22 protein-coding genes, 1 pseudogene and 1 riboswitch are annotated in these 25,003 nt (G+C 29.3%); of the genes and pseudogenes, 3 read left to right on the forward strand and 20 right to left on the reverse strand.

Translation table 11 applies throughout. The features are described from left to right. Positions 1 to 11: 11 nt before the first annotated feature. The 8 genes from purH to ACRCYC_RS02400 all read right to left on the reverse strand — a co-directional run bounded on the left by purH (position 12) and on the right by ACRCYC_RS02400 (position 6,470). Complete coding sequence (purH, locus tag ACRCYC_RS02365) at positions 12 to 1,544, reverse strand: bifunctional phosphoribosylaminoimidazolecarboxamide formyltransferase/IMP cyclohydrolase (RefSeq protein WP_438617571.1); 1,533 nt, start codon at positions 1,542 to 1,544, stop codon at positions 12 to 14. Then, on the reverse strand, positions 1,537 to 2,130 hold the full coding sequence (purN, locus tag ACRCYC_RS02370) for a phosphoribosylglycinamide formyltransferase (RefSeq protein WP_438617572.1): 594 nt from the start codon (positions 2,128 to 2,130) through the stop codon (positions 1,537 to 1,539). The genes purH and purN overlap by 8 nt, the downstream gene beginning before the upstream one ends. Next, positions 2,124 to 3,152, reverse strand: a complete 1,029-nt coding sequence (gene purM / locus ACRCYC_RS02375) for a phosphoribosylformylglycinamidine cyclo-ligase (protein WP_438617573.1) — start codon at positions 3,150 to 3,152, stop codon at positions 2,124 to 2,126. The genes purN and purM overlap by 7 nt, the downstream gene beginning before the upstream one ends. Continuing rightward, the gene (purF, locus tag ACRCYC_RS02380; protein ID WP_438617574.1) at positions 3,146 to 4,516 is read right to left on the reverse strand and encodes an amidophosphoribosyltransferase; all 1,371 of its coding nucleotides are present in this window, start codon (positions 4,514 to 4,516) and stop codon (positions 3,146 to 3,148) included. The genes purM and purF overlap by 7 nt, the downstream gene beginning before the upstream one ends. Positions 4,517 to 4,531: 15 nt before the next feature. Then, complete coding sequence (gene purC, locus ACRCYC_RS02385; protein WP_438617575.1) at positions 4,532 to 5,227, reverse strand: phosphoribosylaminoimidazolesuccinocarboxamide synthase; 696 nt, start codon at positions 5,225 to 5,227, stop codon at positions 4,532 to 4,534. A gap of 6 nt (positions 5,228 to 5,233) precedes the next feature. Then, on the reverse strand, positions 5,234 to 5,710 hold the full coding sequence (gene purE / locus ACRCYC_RS02390; RefSeq protein ID WP_332480326.1) for a 5-(carboxyamino)imidazole ribonucleotide mutase: 477 nt from the start codon (positions 5,708 to 5,710) through the stop codon (positions 5,234 to 5,236). Between the two features lie 211 nt (positions 5,711 to 5,921). Next, on the reverse strand, positions 5,922 to 6,053 hold the full coding sequence (locus ACRCYC_RS02395) for a hypothetical protein (RefSeq protein ID WP_438617576.1): 132 nt from the start codon (positions 6,051 to 6,053) through the stop codon (positions 5,922 to 5,924). Between the two features lie 57 nt (positions 6,054 to 6,110). Continuing rightward, complete coding sequence (locus tag ACRCYC_RS02400; RefSeq protein WP_438617577.1) at positions 6,111 to 6,470, reverse strand: hypothetical protein; 360 nt, start codon at positions 6,468 to 6,470, stop codon at positions 6,111 to 6,113. Between the two features lie 225 nt (positions 6,471 to 6,695). Between ACRCYC_RS02400 and rbr the strand changes: the two genes are divergently transcribed. Further along, positions 6,696 to 7,277, forward strand: a complete 582-nt coding sequence (gene rbr, locus ACRCYC_RS02405; RefSeq protein ID WP_438617578.1) for a rubrerythrin — start codon at positions 6,696 to 6,698, stop codon at positions 7,275 to 7,277. A 144-nt stretch (positions 7,278 to 7,421) separates the two neighbouring features. Here rbr and ACRCYC_RS02410 read toward each other — a convergent pair whose 3' ends face one another. From ACRCYC_RS02410 to ACRCYC_RS02460, 11 genes and pseudogenes are all read right to left on the reverse strand, one after another. Next, positions 7,422 to 8,756, reverse strand: a complete 1,335-nt coding sequence (locus ACRCYC_RS02410) for an NCS2 family permease (RefSeq protein WP_438617579.1) — start codon at positions 8,754 to 8,756, stop codon at positions 7,422 to 7,424. A 208-nt stretch (positions 8,757 to 8,964) separates the two neighbouring features. Further along, complete coding sequence (locus ACRCYC_RS02415; RefSeq protein WP_438617580.1) at positions 8,965 to 10,362, reverse strand: MFS transporter; 1,398 nt, start codon at positions 10,360 to 10,362, stop codon at positions 8,965 to 8,967. Between the two features lie 363 nt (positions 10,363 to 10,725). Then, entirely contained in the window at positions 10,726 to 12,054 is a 1,329-nt protein-coding gene (locus ACRCYC_RS02420) for an NCS2 family permease (protein WP_438617581.1), read from the reverse strand. A 111-nt stretch (positions 12,055 to 12,165) separates the two neighbouring features. Further along, positions 12,166 to 13,704, reverse strand: a complete 1,539-nt coding sequence (gene guaA, locus ACRCYC_RS02425) for a glutamine-hydrolyzing GMP synthase (RefSeq protein ID WP_438617582.1) — start codon at positions 13,702 to 13,704, stop codon at positions 12,166 to 12,168. 3 nt (positions 13,705 to 13,707) lie between these two features. Then, positions 13,708 to 15,171: an IMP dehydrogenase gene (guaB, locus tag ACRCYC_RS02430; RefSeq protein ID WP_438617583.1), complete on the reverse strand. Its 1,464-nt coding sequence runs from the start codon at positions 15,169 to 15,171 to the stop codon at positions 13,708 to 13,710. A 235-nt stretch (positions 15,172 to 15,406) separates the two neighbouring features. Continuing rightward, positions 15,407 to 15,508: riboswitch (purine riboswitch) on the reverse strand. A gap of 63 nt (positions 15,509 to 15,571) precedes the next feature. Further along, positions 15,572 to 16,758, reverse strand: a pseudogene (larC, locus tag ACRCYC_RS02435) (nickel pincer cofactor biosynthesis protein LarC). Position 16,759: 1 nt separating this feature from the next. Further along, entirely contained in the window at positions 16,760 to 17,503 is a 744-nt protein-coding gene (gene larB, locus ACRCYC_RS02440; protein ID WP_438617584.1) for a nickel pincer cofactor biosynthesis protein LarB, read from the reverse strand. A gap of 318 nt (positions 17,504 to 17,821) precedes the next feature. Beyond that, positions 17,822 to 19,444, reverse strand: a complete 1,623-nt coding sequence (gene groL, locus ACRCYC_RS02445; RefSeq protein ID WP_438617585.1) for a chaperonin GroEL — start codon at positions 19,442 to 19,444, stop codon at positions 17,822 to 17,824. Positions 19,445 to 19,468: 24 nt separating this feature from the next. Further along, complete coding sequence (locus ACRCYC_RS02450) at positions 19,469 to 19,753, reverse strand: co-chaperone GroES (protein WP_438617586.1); 285 nt, start codon at positions 19,751 to 19,753, stop codon at positions 19,469 to 19,471. Positions 19,754 to 19,945: 192 nt separating this feature from the next. Continuing rightward, a complete protein-coding gene (gene cls, locus ACRCYC_RS02455) occupies positions 19,946 to 21,436 on the reverse strand; it encodes a cardiolipin synthase (RefSeq protein WP_438617587.1) in 1,491 nt (496 codons plus the stop codon). A gap of 14 nt (positions 21,437 to 21,450) precedes the next feature. Beyond that, the gene (locus ACRCYC_RS02460; protein ID WP_438617588.1) at positions 21,451 to 22,326 is read right to left on the reverse strand and encodes a DNA-3-methyladenine glycosylase family protein; all 876 of its coding nucleotides are present in this window, start codon (positions 22,324 to 22,326) and stop codon (positions 21,451 to 21,453) included. Positions 22,327 to 22,495: 169 nt separating this feature from the next. On the opposite strand from ACRCYC_RS02460, the gene ACRCYC_RS02465 reads away from it, so the two are divergent. Together ACRCYC_RS02465 and ACRCYC_RS02470 are read left to right on the forward strand one after the other, a co-directional pair. After that, on the forward strand, positions 22,496 to 23,158 hold the full coding sequence (locus ACRCYC_RS02465) for a deoxynucleoside kinase (RefSeq protein WP_438617589.1): 663 nt from the start codon (positions 22,496 to 22,498) through the stop codon (positions 23,156 to 23,158). Further along, the gene (locus tag ACRCYC_RS02470; protein WP_438617590.1) at positions 23,151 to 23,804 is read left to right on the forward strand and encodes a deoxynucleoside kinase; all 654 of its coding nucleotides are present in this window, start codon (positions 23,151 to 23,153) and stop codon (positions 23,802 to 23,804) included. The genes ACRCYC_RS02465 and ACRCYC_RS02470 overlap by 8 nt, the downstream gene beginning before the upstream one ends. A 49-nt stretch (positions 23,805 to 23,853) precedes the next feature. On the opposite strand, the gene ACRCYC_RS02475 is transcribed toward ACRCYC_RS02470, so the two are convergent. Continuing rightward, positions 23,854 to 24,915, reverse strand: coding sequence for a TDT family transporter (locus tag ACRCYC_RS02475; protein WP_438617591.1), 1,062 nt, complete (start codon positions 24,913 to 24,915; stop codon positions 23,854 to 23,856). Between the last annotated feature and the right edge of the window lie 88 nt (positions 24,916 to 25,003).

The following is a 25,003-nucleotide window of genomic DNA, read 5'->3' on the forward strand; positions in this document are numbered from 1 at the left end:
ATATTTACCTCCTAGTGTTTGAAATGTCTTATCCCTGTAAACACCATTACCATATCGTTTTTGTTGCAAGCATCTATTGAATCTTGATCTTTCATAGATCCTCCTGGCTGAATTATTCCAGCTATCTTATAGTCACTAGCTAAAGTTACGCAATCATCAAATGGGAAGAATGCATCTGATGCTAATACTGCACCCTCAAAGTTTTTATCTTGATTATTTTCTAATGCATTTTTTAGTGCCCATATTCTTGATGTTTGACCACATCCAAGAGCTAATGTTTGACCATTTTTCACTATAGCTATAGCGTTTGATTTCATATTTTTAACTATCTTCATTCCAAATTCCATATCACTTAACATTTCTTTAGTAGCTTCTTTTTCTGTTACACTTTTATATTCATTAAGTAATTTTTCATCTCTATCTTGAACTAATAATTTTCCATCTAAGTATTTTAAATCAAATCCTTGACGACTATTTTCTATATTTGAAAGCTTTAATACTCTTAAATTTTTCTTTTGTTTTAAAACTTCAAGCGCATCTTCTGTGAAATCATAAGCGACTACTATTTCTAAGAATATTTCATTTAGTTTCTTAGCTGTTTCAACATCTACTGTTGAAGTAAATCCTACTATTCCGCCAAATATAGATGTTTTATCAGCTTCATAACATTTTTTATAAGCATCAAAGCTATTATTTCCAATTCCAACTCCACATGGGTTAGTATGTTTTATAGCTACACAAGTTACCTCTTCACTATCTTTAAATTCTCTCATTATTTCTAAACATCCATGTAAATCATTTATATTATTAAATGAAAGTTCTTTTCCATTTAATTGTTCATAATTTAATATCGGGTTTTTAGCATTAGATTGTGTATATAAAACAGCTTCTTGGTGAGGATTTTCTCCATATCTTAAACTATCTTCTTTATGAAAAGTCATAGTTAAGTTTTCTGGGAATTTGTCTCCTACCTCATCTCTAAAGTAATTAGATATTAATGCATCATATCTTGCTGTTGCAGCAAATGCTTTATATGCTAATTTTTTTCTATCTTCTAATGATATTTCTCCATTTTTCAAACTCTCTATTATAAGATCATAGTCAGCTACATCAACTACTATTGCTACATCTTTATAGTTTTTAGCAGCTGACCTTATCATTGATGGTCCACCTATATCTATATTTTCTATCATTACATCATGCGGTTTATTATTTTTTAAGTTACCTTCAAAATCGTATAAATTAACAACTACTAAATCTATTGCTTCTATTTTATAATCATTTACTGTTTTAACATGTTCTTCATTATCTCTTTTGTAAAGTATTCCTCCATGTATATATGGATTTAATGTCTTAACTCTTCCGTCTAGCATTTCCGGGAAGTTTGTAACTTCATCTATTTGTATAACGTTTAAGCCTTTTTCTTTAAGGGTTTTAAATGTATTTCCAGTCGATATTATTTCATATCCTAATTCATTTAATTGTTTTGCAAATTCTATTACCCCACTCTTATCAGTTACACTTATTAATGCTCTTTTAGTCATTTATAATTACTCCCCTTCCATTAACAATTAGTTTATTTTCACAATATAGTTTTACACTTTCTTTAAGTATTTCATGTTCTACGTTTAACACTCTTTCACCCAAGCTCTCTGGTGTATCATTATGTTTAACTTCTACACTGGCTTGAATTATTATAGGTCCTGTATCTGCACCCTCATCCACAAAGTGAACTGTAGCTCCACTTATTTTTGCTCCATAATCTATAACTGCTTTATGAACTTTTTTCCCATAATATCCTTCTCCACAAAAAGCCGGTATTAATGATGGATGGATATTTATAATTTTATTTCTAAAAGCTTCTACAAATGTTGGGCTTATAATTTTTAAGTATCCAGCTAAAACTATTAAATCAATTTTTTCTTTTTTTAATAACTCTATAACCTTATATTCTTCACTTTCAACTACAGATTTTATATTATGTTTATTTGCTCTTTCTAAACCATAAACGTTATCCTTATTAGATATAACTAACTTAACTTTCCCATTTATATATCCAGTTTCGCATCCATCTATAATACTCTGAAGATTGCTTCCTCCTCCAGATATCAAAACTGCAAGATTTAGCATAGTGTTACTCCTTCATGACTATCTACAACTTGACCAATTATATATGCTTTCTCTCCACTTTTATTTATAAAGTTTACTATTTCCTCTGCTTTTTCAGCATCTACAACTATTGAAAGTCCAATACCCATGTTAAAACTTTTGTGTAACTCAACTTCATCTATTGCATTAAAACTTTCTATCATCTTAAAGATTGATGGTTTTTCCCAAGAATCTTTTTTTATATCTATTCCAAGACCCTTAGGTATAACTCTTGGTATATTTTCTATAATTCCTCCACCTGTTATATGAGCAATTGCTTTCAATTCAAATTTAGATATTAACTCCATAACAAGTTTCACGTATATCTTCGTCGGAACAAGAAGCGCTTCTCCTAAAGTCATTTTTAATTCTTCTATATAATCAGTTAATTCATATTTATATTCTTCTAAGAAAATTTTTCTTATAAATGAATATCCATTACTGTGTATTCCACTTGATGCTATTCCTATTAAAGCATCTCCAACTTTAACATCTTGACCACTTATTATCTTATTCTTATCAGCTATTCCAACTGAAAACCCAGCTAAATCATAATCTTCTTCAGAATACATACCTGGCATCTCAGCAGTTTCCCCTCCAATAAGTGCACATCCTGCTAATTTACAACCTTCAACGATTCCAGAAACTATATCATCTATTTGCTCAGGTATTAGCTTACCAGTAGCTATATAATCTAGGAAAAATAATGGTTTAGCACCTTGGCATATAAGGTCATTAACACACATTGCTACTAAATCTATTCCTACTGTATTATGAACATTTAACATTTGAGCTAATTTTAATTTAGTTCCAACTCCATCTGTAGAAGAAAGAAGTACAGGTTCTTCCATTCCTACAAAATCCTTTAAACTATACAGTCCACTAAAGTTTCCTAAATCTCCAATAACATTATTGTCATATGTTCCTTTTATTTTGTTTTTAATAAGATTTACTGCTCTGTTGCCCTCATCTATATCTACACCTGAAGCTCTATAAGTTAACATGATAATAGTTCCTCCTCATCAATTTTTTCAACTGGATATTTTCCATCGAAACACGCCTTGCAAAAAGTTGATTTATTTTGTGTTGCTTCTAAAACTCCTTCTAGTTTTAAGAATTTCAAAGTATCACAACCTATATATTCTTTGATTTCTTCTAATTCATACTTCGAAGCTATTAAGTTTGAACGATGTGGAGTATCTATTCCGTAATAACAAGAATGTGTTACTTCTGGTGAAGTTATTCTTAAATGTATTTCCTTAGCTCCTGCATCTTTTAATGACTTAACAATCTGCTTTGAAGTTGTTCCTCTAACTACCGAATCATCTACTAAAACAATAGATTTTCCTTTTACTACACTACTTAATGGGTTTAGCTTTATTTTGACACCTATTTCTCTTTCTTCCTGAGTAGGTTTTATGAATGTTCTTCCAACATATCTATTTTTAACAAGCCCTTCTGTAAGCTTAAGTCCACTAGCATTTGAATATCCTATAGCTCCAGCCCATCCTGAATCAGGTACAGGTACTACTATGTCTGCTTCTATATCTTCATTTTCTGCTAATATCTCCCCACACTTCACTCTAAACTCATAAACATTTACGTTGTCTAAAGTTGCATCATTTCTTGCAAAGTATATATGTTCAAATATACAACTTGATTTTATTGGTTTGTAATTTTCTCTATAATGATATGATTTTAATTTATTATCTTTTATTACTATAATTTCACCTGGCTCAATATCCCTTATAACTTCCCCACCCAAGATATTTATTGCACAATCTTCTGATGCTACTATATAAGTATCGTCTTTTTTACCTAATAACAATGGTCTAAATCCATGTGGATCTCTAACTGCAACAAGTTCATTTTCACTGCTTGCTATAACCAATGAGTATGCACCTTTTATATAATCCATTGTTATTTTTAAACTTTCAACTATATCTCCTTTGTAATATCTAGCCAATATACAAAGTATAGCTTCTGTATCTGAGTTAGATTGAAGCATATATCCTTCTTCTTCTAACATGTTCCTTAAATAATTTGCATTAACAAGGTTTCCATTATGTGCTATTGATAACTGTCTTTTTCTACATCTTCCTACTAGCGGTTGACAATTAGATAAACTGCTCCCTCCAGCAGTTGAGTATCTTACATGTCCGATTCCTATATTCCCCTGCAACCTATCAAGTTCTGATGATTTAAAAACATCTCCTACAAGTCCCATATCCTTTTTATAGTTTATTTGATTATCGTTTAAAACCGCCATTCCACAACTCTCTTGTCCTCTGTGTTGTATAGAGTATAAAGAGTAGTATAGTTCTTTAGATATATCTTTGTTTGAACATATTCCTACTACACCACACATTTGAATTCCCCCTAATTAGTTTTCTATTCTAGAAAGAACTTCAGTATATCCTTCTACTAAATCACCTAAGTCTCTTCTAAATCTATCTTTATCAAACTTTTCATTAGTATCTACATCCCAAAGCCTACAAGTATCAGGAGATATTTCATCTGCTAATATAATATTTCCATTAACATCTTTTCCAAATTCTAATTTAAAATCAACTAATTTAAAATTCATTTTTAAGAAAAACTTTTTCATTATTTCATTTATTTTTAAGGTTTCTTGTTTTAAAAATGCTATATCATCTCTTGTTGCAAGTTTCATAGCTACTGCATGATCATCATTTAACATCGGATCTCCATAGTCATCATTTTTATATGATAATTCAAATATAGGTTCATCTAAAACTATTCCTTCTTCTATTCCATATCTTTTACAAAATGAGCCAGCTGTTATGTTTCTCACTATTACTTCTAGTGGTAATATCTCCACTTTCTTAACTATCATTTCTCTATCAGATACACCTTTTATAAAGTGAGTTTTTATACCTTCTTTTTTTAACATTTCAAACATTGCTGTACATATTTTGTTATTTAATATTCCTTTTGAATTTATAGAGGCTTTCTTTTCTCCATTAAAAGCCGTTGCATCATCTTTATAATAAACTAAATACTCATTTTCATTTTCTGTACTAAATATTTGTTTTGCTTTTCCTTCATATAGTAACATCTTTGATTACCCCCTTAAATTTTTATCATCTTCTAAAACTTTTAATTCCATTTCATTTCTATAGTTCTTTAATTCTTCTTTTATCTTTGGATATTTTATACTCATTATTTGTGCAGCCATTAATGCTGCATTTATTCCAGAATCTATAGTTACAGTAGCTACAGGTATTCCTTGTGGCATCTGAACTATTGAAAGAAGTGAATCTAGTCCATCCATTGTAGATGATTTTATTGGTAATCCTATTACTGGTATTAAAGTATGTGATGCTATTACTCCTGGTAAATGAGCTGCTTTTCCTGCTGCTGCTATTATCACATCTGTAGTTTCTTCTATTTCTTTTAAGAACGCCATTAATTGGTTAGGTGTTCTATGAGCTGACAATGCCCTTACTTCAACTTCAATTCCGAACATTTCTAAAAGCTCAATTCCCTTGTCTAACTTTGGATAATCTGACTTCGAACCCATAACTACTGCTATTTTCATCATAATCCTCCTAATTTTACGTACTTATTTCTTTTTTATTTAAATTTAAATACGTATTATATAACGAACTTTATATTTAAATAATATACTATTATCCGTATATTATCAACCATATTTTTTATTTCGTTCGTATTTTTTATTTTATATATAAAAAACACTTATTTAAGTAAATATTATTTACTTAAATAAGTGTTTTTTTAAAACATACTATCTATCCAAAGTATTCATTTAATTTTTTAGTTACATCAACTCCAAACCCTGCACCTATAATTAATCCAAATACAACGGCATAAATTGTATCAATACATAAAAACAATATTTTTTTATTGTTAACTTTATTCATGCTATAACCCCCTATTAAGTTAGTTACTTGTATTATATGTCTATATCTAGTATATTACTATTCGTTCATTATATCCGTTATTTTTCCAGTATACATATTAACTTCAAACCATCCACTTGTAGCAATGTGACTTTCATCTTCATTTTTAATTACATCATAAATATGTATAGTATAAACATCCCCTGATATACTATCTACTTCAATAAAATTTGGAATATATAATTTTTCTCTTTGCAAATATTCCTTTACTAAATTTATAGCTTCTTCTTCACTTAATTTTTTCTTTGTATTTTCATATGTTACTTCTTTTATGTTTTTTTCTTTATACTCATTACTAGTGTCTGTACTGCTAGCACAACCTATAATTAAAAATCCCGAAATAAATATACTAGTTATTAATACACTATATAATTTCATTATTTCCCTCCTTTTTATTGAAAAATTTTACTATCTAATATAATTCACAACTTATTTGATTTTCATTCAACTTACTTATAACAAACAAATTCAAAATAATTTTGTATTAATTCTCAAAATTACGAAAATATTAGAATTCTAATTAACATGTTTTAAATTTTATTAAAGTGGTATCTATGTAAAATAACAAAAAATTATAATTTATACTTAGGAGATGAATTAAAGATGAAATCTTTAAAAGGAACTAAAACAGCACAAAATTTAATGAATGCATTTGCAGGTGAATCACAAGCAAAAAATAAATATCAATTCTATGCTAAAATAGCTAGAAAAGAAGGATACGTTCAAATAGGAGACATATTTGACGAAACTGCTCACAACGAAGAAATGCATGGTAAAATTTTCTTTAGATATTTATTAAATGATTTTACTGGAGAAGATGTTCAAGTTACAGGTTCTTATGGAGTAGGAATGGCTTCTACTTTAGAAAACTTAAAAACTGCTGCTAAAGGTGAAAATGAAGAAGATACACTTTACTTAAAATTTGCTGCAGAAGCTAGAGAAGAAGGATTTGAAGAAATAGCAGCTTCTTTCACTCATATACATACAATAGAAGCTCATCATAGAGATAGATTTTTAAGATTAGCTAAAAATATAGAAGAAAAAATAGTATTCGAAAGACCTGAAGTACATGAATGGGTATGTACTGTTTGCGGATACGTTCATTCAGGAACAGAAGCTCCTCAAGTTTGTCCAGCTTGTAAACATCCACAAGGATATTACGAAATAAAAGCAGAAAACTTCTAGAACTAAGTATAAAAAAAGGTTAAGCTCATATTAAAATATGTGTTTAACCTTTTTTTATACTCATTATTTACCCTCATAACAAAATAAAAAAACCTATTTTCAATAAATAGGTTTTTTATCCGATCATTTTTTTAATTAATTATTTTATAATAGTACAAACTTTAGTATAAACATGATTGAAAGAAGTATTAATGATATATTTACTTCTTTTCTCTTTCCTGTTGCTAACTTTAACACTGTGAATGATATTATCCCGAATATAATACCATCTGCTATACTGTAAGCTAAAGGCATCATCGCAAATGTTAAGAATGCTGGTATAGCGTTAGTAAAATCACTAAAATCTATTTGAAGTAGTGAACTTGCCATCATAACTCCTACTAATATAAGTACCGGAGCTGTTGCTTGCGGTGGTATTGATGTAAATATTGGAGCAAAGAATAATGATAATAAGAATAATATTCCTGTAGTTACTGCTGTTAATCCAGTTCTTCCACCTTCACCTATTCCTGCAGCACTTTCAACATATGCTGTAACAGTTGAAGTCCCAAGTAATGCTCCTGCTGTAGTTGCTATAGCATCTGAAAATAAAGCTTCTTTAGCTTTTGGTAATTTACCATTCTCATCTAACATATTCCCTTTAGATGCTACACCTACTAAACATCCTACTGTATCAAATAAATCAACAAATAAGAATGTAAATACAACTACCACCATATCTAAACTAAATACTTGATCCATCGGAACTGAGAATGCTTGTAAAAATACTGGCTTCAATGATGGTACTGAAGAAACTATTGCTGAAGGTAATTGAACTAATCCTCCTACAATACCGATAGCTGTAGTAACTACCATCGCTAATAAAAATGTACCCTTAACATTTTTTGAAAGTAATACAGCCGCTATTATCAACCCTGCTATAGAAAGTAAAACTGTTGGACTTTGCATATTTCCAAGTTGTAATATTGCCCCTCCACCTTCTACGATACCTGCATTTACTAATCCTATAAAAGCTATAAATAAACCTATACCTGCTGTAACAGCATGCTTTAAAACACCTGGTATACAGTCTATAATTTTTTCTCTTACATTAGTTACTGTTAATAATATAAATATTAAACCTTCTATTAAAACCGCACAAAGTGCAAATTGCCAACTATATCCCATTTGTAAAACTACTGTATAAGCAAAGAATGCATTTAAACCCATACCCGGTGCAAGTGCTATTGGATAGTTTGCTAATAATCCCATTATGGTACTTCCTATAAATGCAGCTATTGCAGTTGCTGCAAATACTGCATCCTTATTCATTCCTGCATCACCTAATATACTAGGATTTACCACTAATATATAAGCCATTGTCATAAATGTTGTTATTCCTGCTATTATTTCTGTTTTAACCGTTGTGTTATGCTCGCTTAGCTTGAAGACTTTTTCCAAAATAGATTTATTATTCTTCGAAGTTTGTGCTATTTGCATATCATACCTCCTAATTTTATAATATATATTTATGATTTCGTTCGTCTTTTAACTTATCTTACAACCTAATTATATAATATCGTTCGTAATACTTCAAGCTTTTTTACGAATATTTTCATTTTTTTTAAATTAATTGTTCGATTTTTTAATATCAAAATAAAAACTACCTCATGATTTCTTAAATATCATAAGGTAGCCTTTTTATTTTTTATTTTGCTTCTACAAACTCTTCTTTTACTTCATGTTCTTTTATTTCTTCTTCACTTAATCCTCTATTATATTTTTTAATAAATACTACTAATAATAGTACTGCTGCTATAAAATATAATGTACTAGCTATATAATATGCTTGTCCATATCCTGCATCTGTTTTTAATAATGAGTATCTAGCAAATATACCTGCAAATATACCTACTATAGAGTTTGATATTAGTATAAATGAACTATATGCTGGTGCTAAATTTTTAGGTACAAATGTAAGCGGTAATGATTGTTGAATTGGATTAGATGCATTAGCAAATCCTGATCTTAGGAATAATACTCCTCCTATTATCCATGCAATATTCCCTCCGAATATAGTTCCATTTGCCATTATAATCATAAGTGGTATGCATAATACCATTGATAACGATATCGTAACTATAGACCCTAGTTTTTTCTCCAAATAAGGTGCTGCTAAGAATCCTAAAACCATGGCTAACGTTTGCATTGTGATTATAGTAGAAACTGTACCTCTGCTTATATGTAAGAAATTGTTTAAATATATTGGGAAATATGGAGTTATTAATAATGCTCCAAATCTTATTATACTAAAGATTACAACCCACATTATTATGTGTTTGTTAAGGAATATTTTAACATCAAATTTCTTTTCTGCTTTTCTTGCACGAATCTCTTCTTCTGATTCTCTATAATCTTCTACTCTTTCTCTTAAGAAGAATAAACAAATTAGTGCTAATGCTGTAAATACTACTGCAATCCATAAAGCAAATTCATATGAATTTATATAGTATCCCATTTGAGTTGAATTTAATTTACTTGCATTCTCAGATAATATAGAAGCTTTGTCATAACTTACCCCTAAATACTGACTAAATTTCCATACAACTATTTTTCCATTTAAAAATGTTAAAATTGACTGGCTTATCAAGTTGCAATACATTACTCTTGCGAACATTGATATTCTTTTTTCTTTCGGTGTATATGATGTGAACATAAGCGGATATATAAAATCAAACATACCTGCTCCAATGTTAACTAAGATGTTTGCTACAAGAATTACTTTATCATTACTACTATAAATACAAGATAGTAATGCCCCTATTAATACTACTGGTGCACATAATATTATTTTCTTGTACCCCAATTTATTAACTAATAAAAGTGTCATTGCCATGATGAAGGTTGCTACTGATGTATACATTGGTAAACCTTTTACAACATCTGGTACTGTTAAGTTTAGATATGATATGTATGAGTCATTGGTTATCCCCGTAACAGCCCCCATGAAAATATAACTTACTATAAATATAGCACAATTATATTTCCATCTTTTGTTCCAGTTCTTATCCTTGCTCGTAATTATACCTACTAATCTTTCTTCCATATAATTCACCCCTCGGCTCTTTTTTCTCCATTATACATCAATATTTGACAAAAATTTCATAGTTTTTGTTTACATAATTATTACATTCACCAAAAATATTTTATAATTTAAAAATTGTTTTATTTTTAACAATATTAATCATGTTTTTGAAAATAAAAAAAATACTGAATTGATATTTGAATTGACTACAATGATATTAGTTATCACAGTTTGTATAAATACCCTTTAAAATAATAAGATAAACATTAATTTTTTATATTTAATTTTATGTTTTATTAATTAAATTCCATTTTTTACCTTTTTGTTTTTTAACCATAAAAAAACTTCTAAGCATAATCTATATACTTAGAAGTATTGTTAATCTTATAAAAATGCAAATTTCAAAATAAATATTACACTTAATATTATTAATGAAATTTTAGTTTCTTCTTTTCTTCCACTAACTAACTTTAAAAAAGTATAAGATATTATACCAAACATAATTCCATCAGCAACACTGTAAGATAAAGGCATCATTATAAATGTTATAAATGCTGGTATAGCATCTGTAAAATCATCAAAATTAATTTTTAATATTGAACTAGCCATTAAGAATCCAACTAATATAAGTATTGGCGCTGTTGCTTGTGCTGGTATAGAAACAAATAACGGTGCAAAGAACAATGATATGAAAAATAAAATTCCTGTTACACATGCTGTTAATCCAGTTCTTCCTCCAACCGCAATTCCAGATCCACTTTCAACTGTAGTAGCTAAAGTTGATGTTCCTAATAATGAAGATATAGTTGTAGAAACTGATTCAGCCAATAATGCTTTTTTTACATTAGGCATATTTCCATTTTCATCTAATAAATCAGCTCTTTGAGCTATTCCTAATAAGAAACCTATTGAATCAAACATGTTAACAAATAATAATGTAAGAACTATAACTAACATATCTAGACTAAATATTTGACTTTTCCCGACTTCAAATACTTTCATAAACACTGGTTGTATAGATGGTGGTACATCTATTACGCCTGTCGGCATAGGTACTATAGCAAATAGCATACCTATTGCAGATGTTATTATTATAGATATTAAGAATGCTCCGTTTACATTTTTAATTAATAGTGTAGCGGCTATCATCAAACCTATTATTGAAAGTAATACAACTGGAGATTGGATATTTCCCAATGATATTATAGCACCGCCTTGTTGCACGATTCCTGCATTTACAAGACCTATAAATGTTATAAATAACCCTATTCCAGCTGTTATAGCATGTTTTAACACATCTGGCATACACTCTATTATTTTTTCACGAACATTAGTTACTGTTAATAAAACAAATATAATACCTTCTATAAACATGGCACATAGTGCAAATTGCCAAGTATATCCCATTCCTAAAACCACTGTATAGGTAAAGAATGCATTTATTCCCATACTAGGTGCTAATATTATAGGATAGTTTGCAAGTAATCCCATTATAATACATCCTATTGCTGACGCTATAGCTGTTGCTGTAAATACAGCCCCTTTATCCATGCCTGCTTGTCCTAATATAGTAGGATTTACAACTAATATATAAGCTATGGTCATAAAAGTTGTCACACCTGCTAAAACTTCCGTTTTAATATTAGTATTATTTTGGCTTAACTTAAAAAGTTTCTCTAAAATATTACTACTAGATTTTGATTCATTTTTCATATTTTTCCTCCGATGATGATAATTTGGCGTACATAGGTGATTATAAAAAAATAAAAAGCATAAGCTTTTTATTTTTTTATATCTATTAATAAAGTGTTCGAATAAACTTTTTTATTCCCATTCTATAGTTCCTGGAGGCTTACTAGTTATATCGTAAACTACTCTGTTAGCTCCATCAACTTCATTAACTATTCTATTAGAGATTTTCTCTAATACATCATATGGCATTTTATACCAATCTGAAGTCATACCATCAGAAGATGTAACAGCTCTTATCCCTACTAGATAAGCATATGTTCTTTCATCTCCCATAACTCCAACAGTTTTAACATCTGGTAAAGTAGCGAATGCTTGCCATATTTCACTGTATAATCCAGCTTTTTTAAGCTCATCCATGTATATAGCATCAGCTTCTCTTAAGATATCGCATCTTTCCTTAGTTACTTCACCTATAACTCTTATTCCAAGACCTGGTCCTGGGAATGGGTGTCTAAATATTAAATCATAATCTATTCCAAGTTCTAAACCTATTTTTCTAACTTCATCTTTAAATAATTCTCTTAAAGGTTCAATTATCTGGAATTCTATATCTTCTGGTATTCCACCAACATTATGGTGAGATTTTATTGTAGCAGCTTCTCCAAGTCCACTTTCTACAACATCTGGATATATAGTTCCTTGAGCTAAGAAGTCCATCTTTCCTAATTTGTTAGATTCTTCTTCAAATACTCTTATAAATTCTTCACCTATTATTTTTCTCTTTGACTCAGGCTCTGTTACTCCTTTTAACTTAGATAAGAATCTATCTTCACAGTTAACTCTTATTAAGTTCATATCAAACTTATCTCTAAATATTCTCTCAACATCGTCACCTTCATTTTTTCTAAGTAAACCATGATCTACGAATACACAAGTTAAATTATCTCCTATAGCTTTATGAACAAGTACTGCTGCAACTGATGAATCTACTCCACCACTTAAAGCACAAAGTACTTTCTTATCTCCTACAGTTTCTTTTATTTCTTTTATTTTTTCTTCTATAAATGAATCTGTTGTCCAATCTCCAGTTACTTCACAAACATTGTATAAGAAGTTTCTTAAAACTTTATCTCCTTCTAAACAATGTTCAACTTCTGGATGGAATTGAACTCCGTACAATTTTTTTGATGGATTGTGCATAGCAGCTACTGGACAATCAGTAGTGTATGCAGCAACTTCAAATCCTTCTGGAAGAACATCTATTAAATCTGTATGACTCATCCAAACAGTATTAGTACTCATTCCTTCAAATATGTTTGAAGTAGTATATGTTATAGCAGTTTTTCCATATTCTTTTTCACTATTATTCCCTTTTCTTACATTACCACCTAGTAAGTGAGCCATTAATTGAACTCCATAACATATTCCAAGTATTGGTACTCCTATTTCAAATATTTCTTTGTTTATTTTAGGAGATTCTTCTAAGTATGCGCTATTAGGCCCACCTGTGAATATTATTCCCTTTGGATTCTTAGCTTTTATTGTTTCTATATCAGTAGTATGTGGTAATATTTCACAATATACATTGTTTTCTCTAACTCTTCTAGCGATTAATTGGTTATACTGTCCACCAAAATCTATTACTAAAACTAATTCATGTTGTTTTTTCATATTTTATACCTCCCCTTGAGTACTGTAATTTGGTGCTTCTTTAGTTATTGTTATATCATGTGGATGACTTTCTTTTAATGAAGCTGCTGTTATTTTTATAAACTCAGCATTTTCCATTAAATCTTTTATAGTAGCTGCTCCACAATATCCCATACCAGCTCTTATTCCGCCTATCATTTGGTATACTATATCTTCTGCTTTACCTTTATATGCAACCATTCCTTCTACACCCTCAGGAACTAATTTCTTAGCATCATTTTGGAAGTATCTATCTTTAGAACCTTTTTCCATAGCTCCTATAGATCCCATTCCTCTATATGTTTTATATGATCTTCCTCTATATAATACAGTTTCCCCTGGACTTTCTTCAGTTCCTGCAAACATAGAACCCATCATACATATTGAAGCTCCAGCAGCTAATGCTTTTACTATATCTCCAGAGAATTTAATTCCTCCGTCAGCTATTACTGGTACTCCATACTTATGTCCAACTTCAGCACAATCCATAACAGCAGTTACTTGTGGAACACCTATACCTGCAACAACTCTTGTTGTACATATAGAACCAGGTCCTATACCTACTTTTACACAGTCAGCTCCAGCTTGAATTAAATCTTCTGTAGCTTTTGCAGTTGCAACATTTCCTGCTATAACTTGTAGCTTTGGATGTCTTTCTTTTACTTGTTTAAGTGCATTTATAACTCCCATAGAATGTCCATGTGCACTATCTAATACAACTACATCTACATTAGCTTTAACTAATGCATCTACTCTATCTATTAAGTCAGTACTTATTCCAAGAGCAGCTCCACATAATAATCTACCTTGAGAGTCTTTGGCAGAATTTGGATATTGTATTTTCTTTTCTATATCTTTTATAGTTATTAATCCCTTTAAGTGACCTTCTTCATCAACTATAGGCAACTTCTCTATTTTATGTTGTTTTAATATTTGTTGAGCTTCTACTAAGTTAATTCCTTCTCTTGCAGTTACTAAGTTTTCCTTAGTCATAACTTCATCTACTTTTTTAGTAAAATCAGCTTCAAATTTAATATCTCTATTTGTTATTATCCCAATTAGTTTATTGTTGTCATCTACTATTGGCACACCCGATATTTTATATCTCGCCATTATATCATCAGCATCTTGTATTGTGTGGTCCTTTGATAAGAAAAATGGATCTACTATAACTCCGCTTTCACTTCTTTTTACTTTATCAACTTCTAAAGCCTGTTCTTCTATAGACATATTTTTGTGTATAATTCCTATACCACCTTGTCTCGCCATTGAAATTGCCATTTTAGAATCAGTAACTGTATCCATACCAGCACTCATTAATGGTATATTTAATTTTATAGTTTTTGTTAATTGCGTTTGTGTACTAACATCCTTAGGTAAAACCTCTGATTTTTGAGGAACTAAAAGTACATCATCAAATGTTAATCCTTCTTTTAATATCTTTGCCATATCGGTTGCCCCCTTCGTTTTTTTATACTATTTCTTATTTTTATATAATCAAATGTTTTTTATACTTTTTAAATTGCAAAACTTTACTTTTTTTAAAAAAGGGTACAAAAAAACCTGTATAATAACTTCGTTTATAAGTGAAATTACTATACAGGTTCTCAAAACTCTTTTACTTATAGCTAACTTATAGGGATATAATATCAGCCTATATGTTTACTTATTGATGATAGAGTTTTGCTATAATAATTTCACTCATAGTCAGGATATTTCCGGTACCCTTGTAGAAACTCTCAGACCATATTTCTGAGTATATATGAGTGATATTTTATCTATAATTTTGTATACAATTTGTATAAGTTGTTTATTAATTTATCAAATTTTCGCATTTGTGTCAACATTTTTACATGAATTTATTTTTTATTGAGCAATTTATACTATCATATACTGATTTTATGGATATATTAGCATCTTTCGCTATTTTTTTGCACTCTTCATACTCAGGTGTAACTTTCACAACTTTATTGTTATATAAACCTATCTTAATAGTTATATTTCCAAATTCGCAATTTAACTTTTCAAATTTTCTAGATAAAATACTTCTATTATATTTTTGATATCTAACCCCAAATGTACTTGTCTCTATTAATATAATTTCAATAAATTTATCTAGGTTCGATTCATTACACAAAACAGATAATTTAACTGCAGGTCTATTTTTTTTCATATATATACTTTCAGTATATACATCTAGCGCGCCTTCTTCAATTAACTTTTCATATAAATAAGAAAATATCTCTGATGACATATCATCTATATTTGCATTAATTTCATATATTATTTCTTCTTTTTTTTTACACCTAATATAGTTCTTAACATATTTGGTATTTCAAATTTTTTATGCCCTATTCCGTATCCAATTTGGCTAACTTCAAATTCTATAGTATCTACAAATTCATCACATAAAGTCTTTACTATTGCTGCTCCAGTAGGAGTAGTACATTCCCCTTTAACAGTATTTAATATAACTGGTACACCTCTTAATATCTCAATAGTTGCAGGTGCTGGAACTGGCATAATACCATGATCGCATTTTATAAATCCAGATCCCACAGGAACTGTACTTGCATATATTTTATCTATATTTAATAAATCTATTAAAATAGCACATCCTACTATATCAACTATAGAATCTATAGCCCCTACCTCGTGAAAATGTATTTTATCTATAGTAGTACCATGTACCTTAGCCTCAGCTTCTCCTACAGTCATAAATATTTTTTTAGCTCTTTCTTTTATATTATCATTTAAATAAGAGTTATCAATGATATCAAAAATATCTATTAAATGTCTGTGTGCATGAGTTTCCTTAGCTGCTACGTTAACTTTTGTACCTACTATTCCACTTTCATTTTTAAAATCTATTTCTATATCAAACTCATCACATAAATTAAGTTTTTTCATTTCTTCTAAAAATATTTCTTTTGGAACCCCTAAGTTTAATAAACTTGCAATAGTCATATCTCCTGATATCCCATTTACTATGTCAAAGTATAATATTCTTTCTTCCATGCAAATACCTTCTTTCATGTTAGTCTAATTTATTTATTGTAGCAGCTAAATAGCCAGCTCCAAATCCATTATCTATATTAACTACAGATATCCCTGATGCACAGCTATTTAACATAGTCAAAAGAGCTGACAGCCCACCAAAATTAGCTCCATATCCAACTGATGTAGGAACTGCTATAACAGGAACATCAACTAATCCACCTATAACACTAGGTAGTGCTCCCTCCATACCTGCTACAACTATCAATACTCTCGCTTCATTAATTATATTCATTTTATTTAATAATCTATGTATTCCAGCTACTCCAACATCGTAAACTCGCTCAACATCATTACCTAAAAATTTAGCCGTATAATAAGCTTCATCAGCAACAGAAATATCTGAAGTACCTCCAGTAACGACTACAATTTTACCTTTACCTATATTTTCTATAGGTTTATTATTTATTTTTAAAATCCTAGAAAGTTCTTCATACTCACAATCAGGGTATATTGATTTAACTTTTTCGAAAGTTTCTTTTTTACATCTGGTTCCTAAAATATTTGAACCCTTTTCATTCATTCTATCTATAATACCTAAAATATGCTCATCACTTTTACCTTCACAATAAATAACCTCTGGATATCCATTTCTTATCTGTCTGTGATGATCAATATTAGCATACCCTATGTCCTCATAAGGCAAATCTTTCAACTTATCCATAGCTAAATCTATATCTAAATCATTATTTTTAACCTGTTCTAATAAATCCCTAATATCCATAAGTAACCCCCATTATCATAAGTTGTTTAATACTAATTCTAACATACTAAGCATACCTTTTCCAGTCACCCAAATTTATATAGTATTTGTGTACAAAAAAGAGATAATTTGAAAAAATACCTTCAAATTACCTCTTATATATACTATTATATTTTATTTTTTCTTAACGAAACAAGTTAAATAGTAAATATTGTCCTAGACGTAGTGTTAATTATAGTTGTTGAAGAAACGTTAAAGACCACGCCCTACCGGTATTTAAGTGAATGGAACAACTATAATCAACACGAACCCCCATCAAAAAATTTGCTATTAACTCGTCTACATCATTGGAGGCATTCCTCCACCCATTCCTGGCATTGGCTCACTTTCTGGAAGGTCTGCAACAGCCGCTTCAGTAGTTAAGAACACCCCAGCTATAGATGCAGCATTTTGTAGTGCACTTCTAGTAACCTTAGTTGGATCAACAATACCAGCTTCTATCATATTTACATACTTCTCATTTAAAGCATCAAATCCTATTTCAGCATCTTCATTTATAACCTTTTGTATTATAACAGCGCCTTCAAGACCAGCATTAGTAGCTATTTGTCTTAATGGTTCTTCTAAAGATCTTCTTATTATCTTAGCTCCAACCTTAAATTCACCTTCAAGTTCTTCTATTAACTTATCTACAACTGGTATCACACTAACTAATGCAGTTCCTCCACCAGCAACTATTCCCTCTTCAACAGCCGCTCTTGTAGCATTTAAAGCATCTTCTATTCTTAGCTTTCTTTCTTTCATTTCAACTTCTGTAGCAGCTCCAACTTTTATAACAGCTACTCCACCAGCAAGCTTAGCTAATCTTTCCATTAATTTTTCAGTATCAAACTCAGAAGTAGTTTGTTCTACTTGATGTTTAATTTGAGCTACTCTATCTTCTATAGCTTTCTTATTTCCAGACCCATCAACTATAGTAGTATTTTCTTTAGTTACCTTAACAGATCCAGCTCTACCTAACATTGATAAATCTGCTTCTTTTAAGTCATATCCTAATTCCTCAGATATAACAGTCCCTCCAGTAAGTATTGCTATATCTTCAAGCATAGCTTTTCTTCTATCTCCAAATCCTGGAGCTTTAACAGCTACAACTTCAAATGTTCCTCTTAATTTATTAACTACTAATGTAGATAAAGCTTCACCTTCTACATCTTCAGCTATTATTAATAATTTTTTACCTTGTTGAACTATCTGCTCAAGTACAGGTAATATATCTTGTATATTAGTTATTTTTCTATCTGTTATTAATATATAAGGATCATTTAAAACAGCTTCCATTTTATCAACATCAGTTACCATATAAGCTGATACAAATCCTCTATCAAACTGCATACCTTCAACAGCATCTAATTCAGTATGCATAGTTTTAGATTCTTCAACAGTTATAACTCCATCTTTACCTACTATCTCCATAGCTTCAGCTATTAAATTACCTACTTCTTCATCTCCAGCAGATATAGAAGCAACTTGAGATATAGATTCTTTAGTTTCTATAGTTCTTGATTGTTTCTTTAATTCCTCAACTGATACTTCAACAGCTTTTTGTATTCCTTTTCTTAGTAATACTGGGTTTGATCCCGCTGTTACATTTTTTAAACCTTCTCTTATTATAGCTTGAGCAAGTACAGTAGCAGTTGTAGTTCCATCTCCAGCCACATCATTAGTTTTAGTAGCAACCTCTTTAACTAATTGAGCTCCCATATTCTCAAATCTATCTTCTAACTCTATTTCTTTTGCTATAGTAACTCCATCATTAGTTATAAGTGGAGATCCAAATTTTTTATCTAATATAACATTTCTTCCTTTAGGTCCTAAAGTTACCTTTACTGTATCTGCTAATTTATTTACACCAGCTTCTAATGCTGATCTTGAATCTTGCGCGAATTTTATTTCTTTAGCCATTTCTCAATATCCTCCCTTAAATAATTATTCAACTACTGCTAATATTTCACTTTGTTTTAGTATTGTATATTCTTGACCTTCTAATTTAATTTCTGATCCTGCATATTTAGAAAAGATCACTTTATCTCCTATTTTTAACTCCATCTTAATTTCTTTACCATCTACTATTCCACCAGGCCCTACTTCAACTACCTCAGCCATTTGAGGTTGTTCTTTAGCTGCGCCAGGTAAAACTATACCACTTGCAGTTTTTTCTTCTGCTTCAACTTTCTTTATAACTACTCTGTCAGCCAATGGTCTTATTTTCATAATTATCCCTCCTAATGAAATTTATATATGTAAAATTTTTATTAACTTTTTTATCACTCTATATTGTAGAGTGCTAACAGTTTTATAATATCTCAATTTTTTTTATTTTTCAATACTTTTAATTTGATTTGATTGATTTTTTATGCGAGAAATTTTTACTTTGCTCGACATAACCTCACATATCAAATTCGTTTATAAAATTGGAGAAAATAATCTCGCTACAGATTCTGCCCATTTTTTAATAAATGGTCTTTTCCCAAAATCTTCAAGATTTATTTCTTCACTGTTTTTTAAATCTTCATAAAAATCATCAGTTATTTTACTTATTATTTCTTCATCATACATAAATGCATTTATTTCAAAGTTTAACATAAAACTTCTTAAATCCATATTCGCAGATCCTGTAGATGAAATCTTATCATCTATAATTACGACTTTAGAATGTATAAATCCTTTTTTATATAAATAAACTTTTCCTCCCGATCTTAAAATATCATCAAAATATGAATAAGAAGCATGATGAACTATCTTATGATCTGCGATACTTGGGAATATAATTCTTACATCAACTCCGCTAAGTGCAGCACTTTTTAATGCTCTTAATAAACTTTCATCTGGTATAAAATATGGGGTTTCTATATATACCCTTTCTTTGGCATTACATATAGCCGAAAAGTAAGCATAATGTATAGCTTCCCAATCACTATCCGGCCCAGTTGCAACAACTTGAATCATAGAATTACCCTTATTATCTAATTTAGGAAAATATCTTTCATCAAATGCCATATTTTTAGTTGTATAGTACCAATCTATTAAAAATACCATTTGCAACATATATACAGAACTTCCTTCTATTCTTATATGAGTATCTCTCCAATATCCAAACTTTTTATTTTTACCCATATATTCATCACCTATATTTATTCCACCTGTATATCCTATGTAACCATCAATTATAGCTATTTTACGATGATTTCTATAGTTTAGCTTACCTCCTATTATAGGAAACTTAGCTGGTAAAAAAGGAACTATCTCTATTCCTTCACTTTTCATATCTTTAAAAAATTGTCTATGGAACCAAAATCTCCAACAACCAACATCATCATATAAAATTTTTACGCTTACGCCTTCATTTGCTTTTTTTATTAATAAATTTTTTAATTTAATTCCTATTTCGCTATCTTTTATTATGAAATATTCTAAGTGAATGTGTTCTTTAGCTTTTTCTATATCCTGTATCAATTTTTTAAATTTTTCATTCCCATCTATAAATATTTCAACATTATTATTAGTTGTAAATGGAAATTTTCCAGTATTTAAAAGTAAACTTATTACTTTCTTTTTTATGCCGTCATAATGATTATCTTTTATTACTTTATTACCTTTTATAGCTTTTTGTTCAAGTTCAACTAATTCTTCTATTGACTCCATATTTTTAAATAAATTATTTTCCTTTATGTTTGTAGCAAGTTTTTGTGTTTTAAATATCTTTCTTTTTCTTATATTTCGTCCTAATACAGCATATATAACTAATCCTATTCCCGGTAATAATATAAAGATTAATAACCAAGCCATAGTTTTTGCTGGATCTCTATTTTGGAGTATTATATTAATAGAAACTATAATACCAGCTATATAAGATATTGCTACATATCCTAGGACCAGTATCTCTAAAGCACCCATGCTACCTCCTTTAATTATCTTCCTATTCCTAATTCACGTGCATAGTAGAATAGATATTGTTGTGCAAACCCAGATAAGTCTTCAAACTTATCTATAGCATATTTTCTAATTTTAGGCAAACTCATGTCATCTTCTACGTAAAACTCTTGCATTACTCTTTTAACCCAAACATCAACAGGGAATGTATCATACTTTTGCATTCCAAATAAAGCTATACAATCACAAACTTTAGGACCTATACCATTAAACTTCATAAGTTCTTTTCTACAATCCTCTGTATCTAACTTTCCATATTTATATACATCATCATTGTTGTCTACAACAGATTCTGTTGTAGCTTTTATGTACTTATCCCTAAATCCTGTAGAACAAGCTCTTATTTCCTCTACAGAAGCCTTATTTAATTGCTCCGGTGTAGGGAAATCATAGAAATCTACTCCATCATATTTTCCAATATAAGTTCCATATTCTCTTGATAGATTAGATATGGCTCTTTGTATCATAGGAATTCTATTATTAGATGATATTATAAATGATATTATCATCTCCCAAGGATCCTGACGCAAAATTCTTATTCCCCAACCAAACTCTGTTGCTTTTTCTAAATACTCATCCATATTTCTTAATTGATTTTTTATTTTCCCATAATCTGTATCTAAATCAAAATAATCTTTCCATATATTATTAAAATCATCTAAATTAGTATTCTTTAAATAAACCGTATCTCCTTCTCTAGATACATTTATTACTCTACCTTTAGCTACTCCTGTATACGATCCATCATCTTGAACTTTCCATCTAAAACATTGCCCACATTCAAATATATGCTTCGGATCAAAGTCTGCTACTTTTTCTAAAACAACTACATTATTTTTTTCATATACTTTCATTTTTAATTTCTCCCTTTAATTAAGTTTATACCTTTAATTCTACCCATATTTTTATAAAATTAAATTAACTATTTTTATAATACAAATTTAATTTAAAAAGTCTAGAGTAGAATTGATAAACTTTTTTTGCTAAAATACATAAGACATTATTTTTTTAGAAGGTGATTATATGAACAATAGAGGTGTATTTATAGCTATCGAGGGGCCTATAGGGGTTGGTAAAACAACATTAGCAAATATATTAAATGATCACTTCAACTATACTTTACTTAGAGAAATAGTTGAAGAAAACCCATTCCTATCAAAATTTTATACTGATATAAAAGAGTATGCTTTACAAACAGAAGCATTTTTTCTTTTTAATAGAATAAAACAACTTGAAGATACCGAAAAAAATATTTTAATTGAAGGTAAATGTGTTATTAGTGATTATCACATAATTAAAAACCTTATTTTCGCAGGTATCACACTTGATAACATGCAATTTTATAAGTATAAACAAATGTATAATATTTTTATAAACGACTTACCTCAACCGGATATAGTAATATATCTTAATTCAAAAACAGATGTTTTGATGAAAAGAATAGCTATGAGAGATAGAAGCTTTGAAAGACAAATGGATAAAAATTATATACATGAATTAAGCAATGAATATAAGTATTATTTTAATCCTTTATCTATAAAACATAACTTTGTAGGTAAAGAACCTATAATATTAGAAATAGACAATTCAAATTTAGATTTTTTAAATAATGAAAATGATAGAAATTTCATAATAGAAAAGGTTGAGAATGCAATTAAGGACTTAGGAGGCCCATTTAATGTTTAAATTGGTAAATCAGTGTAACAAACCACTTAATAGAGATTTATTTATTACCGTTGCAGGTAATGTTGGAGCTGGAAAATCTACTTTGACTAAATTAGTAGGACAAAAACTAGGATTTGAAACTCACTTTGAACAAGTTGATGAAAATCCATATTTAGAAGACTTTTATAAAGATCAAAATGCTTGGGGATTTCATTTACAATTATATTTTTTAGCTCAAAGATTCAAGCAACAAAAAGAAATAGATAGTAACGGCTTAAATAATATTCAAGATAGAAGTATTTATGAAGATGTTGAAATTTTTGCTAGAAATCTATATGACAATAATAAAATGAGTAAAAGAGATTATATAACATACAGAGACTTATTTAACGATATGGTTCCTCATCTAAGAAGACCTGACTTAATGATATATTTAGATGGTTCTATCGATACTATAATCAACAGAATAAACCTTAGAGGTAGAGAAATGGAAAAAGCTGTTGATTTAGATTACTGGACTAATCTTCACAATAGATACGAAAAATGGATAAATGAATACGACCAGTCCCCTGTACTATATGTAAATATAAATGAAGTTGATTTAATAAATAATCCTGATCATTTGGATGCTTTATGTAATGAAATAAAAGAATTATTAAATATATAAAAAAAATGTGTATCCTTAATTTTAAAATTCAATTAAAGATACACATTTTTTATTTGTTTCTAATTTCTTCTTCATATTCATTAAATTCTTCTTCTACTTTATCATCAGTAAGAGATTCTTCTCCAATAGTTTGTCCAAATAATCCTTCATTTGACTCAAATCTACTTTCTAACTTAGGACTTAAAGTACTTAAGAATAGTTTAATAAAGTTGTTTATTACATAAAAAATAACATATGTTGCTATGAAAATTTCTATATTACCTAAAAACTTAAATAGCTCTGCACCATTTAAACCCATACTACTTATATATGCACTAGTCTTATACATTGCGAAAACACTTATAGCCAAAGGGAATGTAAGAGCTGCATAAGTTGGTTTAAATCCTTTTCTTATAAAATCAGTTATATATGTGTACACCAAAACTAAATTAAATAAAGATGTTACTATTAAAAAACCTAATATAAAGTGATTTAGATTCGAAAATGATGTAAGATACCCTACTATACAAAGACTTCCAGGAGCTGCCATAACTCCAATAGTAGGTAACTTATGATCTTCTAATTTTTCACATTTATAAACTCTATATAACATAACTGGCCAAGCTACAACATACCAGAAAAATCCGAAATAGAATAAATATTGAGCTAATAACGGATGTCCCATACCTTTACTCGATGCACTCGCAACTACTACTCCTATAAGTATTACAAACCAACTTGGAACCATGTCTGTTAACTTGAAATTTTTCGCTCTATATGTTAAAAACACCACAAATATAATTGCATGTACAACTATGCATGTAAGCCATAATCCTTTAGCGAACCCTGGTGCTAAATCTAAAAAATAAGATGCTATTAATAATCCTGCCATATCTATAGTTGGATAAAAACTTCCTACTACAGGATTTTTAATTTCTTCTATCATTGTTTTTGGAAATATAATTATTTTTAATAGCATTAATGCTATTGCGCAAATAGCAAATATAATAGCTACTATCTTTATAAAATAAATCCCATTTACTAACCAACAGTTCCCTAATGTGATAAATGCCAAGGATGTCCCACATATTCCGATTGGATAGTTTTCTAATTTACTTATCAATTCTTTCACTTAAACCACCTCCTGTACATTATGTCTTTATTAAATTTATCTATATTTTATAAAATTCATTATTTATTTATATAAAATAGTATACCAA

Origin of the sequence: Paraclostridium sp. (assembly GCF_051657365.1) — a bacterium.
Lineage (GTDB): Bacteria > Bacillota > Clostridia > Peptostreptococcales > Peptostreptococcaceae > Paraclostridium.

What these genes read in the sequence shown, in the direction of transcription:
- purM (WP_438617573.1), bottom strand. Translation starts at nt 3,152, where the DNA reads ATGTTAACTTATAGAGCTTCAGGTGTAGATATAGATGAGGGCAACAGA.
- groL (WP_438617585.1), bottom strand. Translation starts at nt 19,444, where the DNA reads ATGGCTAAAGAAATAAAATTCGCGCAAGATTCAAGATCAGCATTAGAA.
- guaA (WP_438617582.1), bottom strand. Translation starts at nt 13,704, where the DNA reads ATGAAAAAACAACATGAATTAGTTTTAGTAATAGATTTTGGTGGACAG.
- guaB (WP_438617583.1), bottom strand. Translation starts at nt 15,171, where the DNA reads ATGGCAAAGATATTAAAAGAAGGATTAACATTTGATGATGTACTTTTA.
- purE (WP_332480326.1), bottom strand. Translation starts at nt 5,710, where the DNA reads ATGAAAATAGCAGTAGTTATGGGTTCGAAGTCAGATTATCCAAAGTTA.
- larB (WP_438617584.1), bottom strand. Translation starts at nt 17,503, where the DNA reads ATGGATATTAGGGATTTATTAGAACAGGTTAAAAATAATGATTTAGAT.
- ACRCYC_RS02400 (WP_438617577.1), bottom strand. Translation starts at nt 6,470, where the DNA reads ATGAAATTATATAGTGTATTAATAACTAGTATATTTATTTCGGGATTT.
- purF (WP_438617574.1), bottom strand. Translation starts at nt 4,516, where the DNA reads ATGTGTGGTGTAGTAGGAATATGTTCAAACAAAGATATATCTAAAGAA.
- ACRCYC_RS02410 (WP_438617579.1), bottom strand. Translation starts at nt 8,756, where the DNA reads ATGCAAATAGCACAAACTTCGAAGAATAATAAATCTATTTTGGAAAAA.
- ACRCYC_RS02415 (WP_438617580.1), bottom strand. Translation starts at nt 10,362, where the DNA reads ATGGAAGAAAGATTAGTAGGTATAATTACGAGCAAGGATAAGAACTGG.
- ACRCYC_RS02470 (WP_438617590.1), top strand. Translation starts at nt 23,151, where the DNA reads ATGTTTAAATTGGTAAATCAGTGTAACAAACCACTTAATAGAGATTTA.
- ACRCYC_RS02395 (WP_438617576.1), bottom strand. Translation starts at nt 6,053, where the DNA reads ATGAATAAAGTTAACAATAAAAAAATATTGTTTTTATGTATTGATACA.
- purC (WP_438617575.1), bottom strand. Translation starts at nt 5,227, where the DNA reads ATGTTACTATATGAAGGAAAAGCAAAACAAATATTTAGTACAGAAAAT.
- purN (WP_438617572.1), bottom strand. Translation starts at nt 2,130, where the DNA reads ATGCTAAATCTTGCAGTTTTGATATCTGGAGGAGGAAGCAATCTTCAG.
- ACRCYC_RS02420 (WP_438617581.1), bottom strand. Translation starts at nt 12,054, where the DNA reads ATGAAAAATGAATCAAAATCTAGTAGTAATATTTTAGAGAAACTTTTT.
- purH (WP_438617571.1), bottom strand. Translation starts at nt 1,544, where the DNA reads ATGACTAAAAGAGCATTAATAAGTGTAACTGATAAGAGTGGGGTAATA.
- rbr (WP_438617578.1), top strand. Translation starts at nt 6,696, where the DNA reads ATGAAATCTTTAAAAGGAACTAAAACAGCACAAAATTTAATGAATGCA.
- ACRCYC_RS02465 (WP_438617589.1), top strand. Translation starts at nt 22,496, where the DNA reads ATGAACAATAGAGGTGTATTTATAGCTATCGAGGGGCCTATAGGGGTT.
- ACRCYC_RS02450 (WP_438617586.1), bottom strand. Translation starts at nt 19,753, where the DNA reads ATGAAAATAAGACCATTGGCTGACAGAGTAGTTATAAAGAAAGTTGAA.
- ACRCYC_RS02460 (WP_438617588.1), bottom strand. Translation starts at nt 22,326, where the DNA reads ATGAAAGTATATGAAAAAAATAATGTAGTTGTTTTAGAAAAAGTAGCA.
- cls (WP_438617587.1), bottom strand. Translation starts at nt 21,436, where the DNA reads ATGGGTGCTTTAGAGATACTGGTCCTAGGATATGTAGCAATATCTTAT.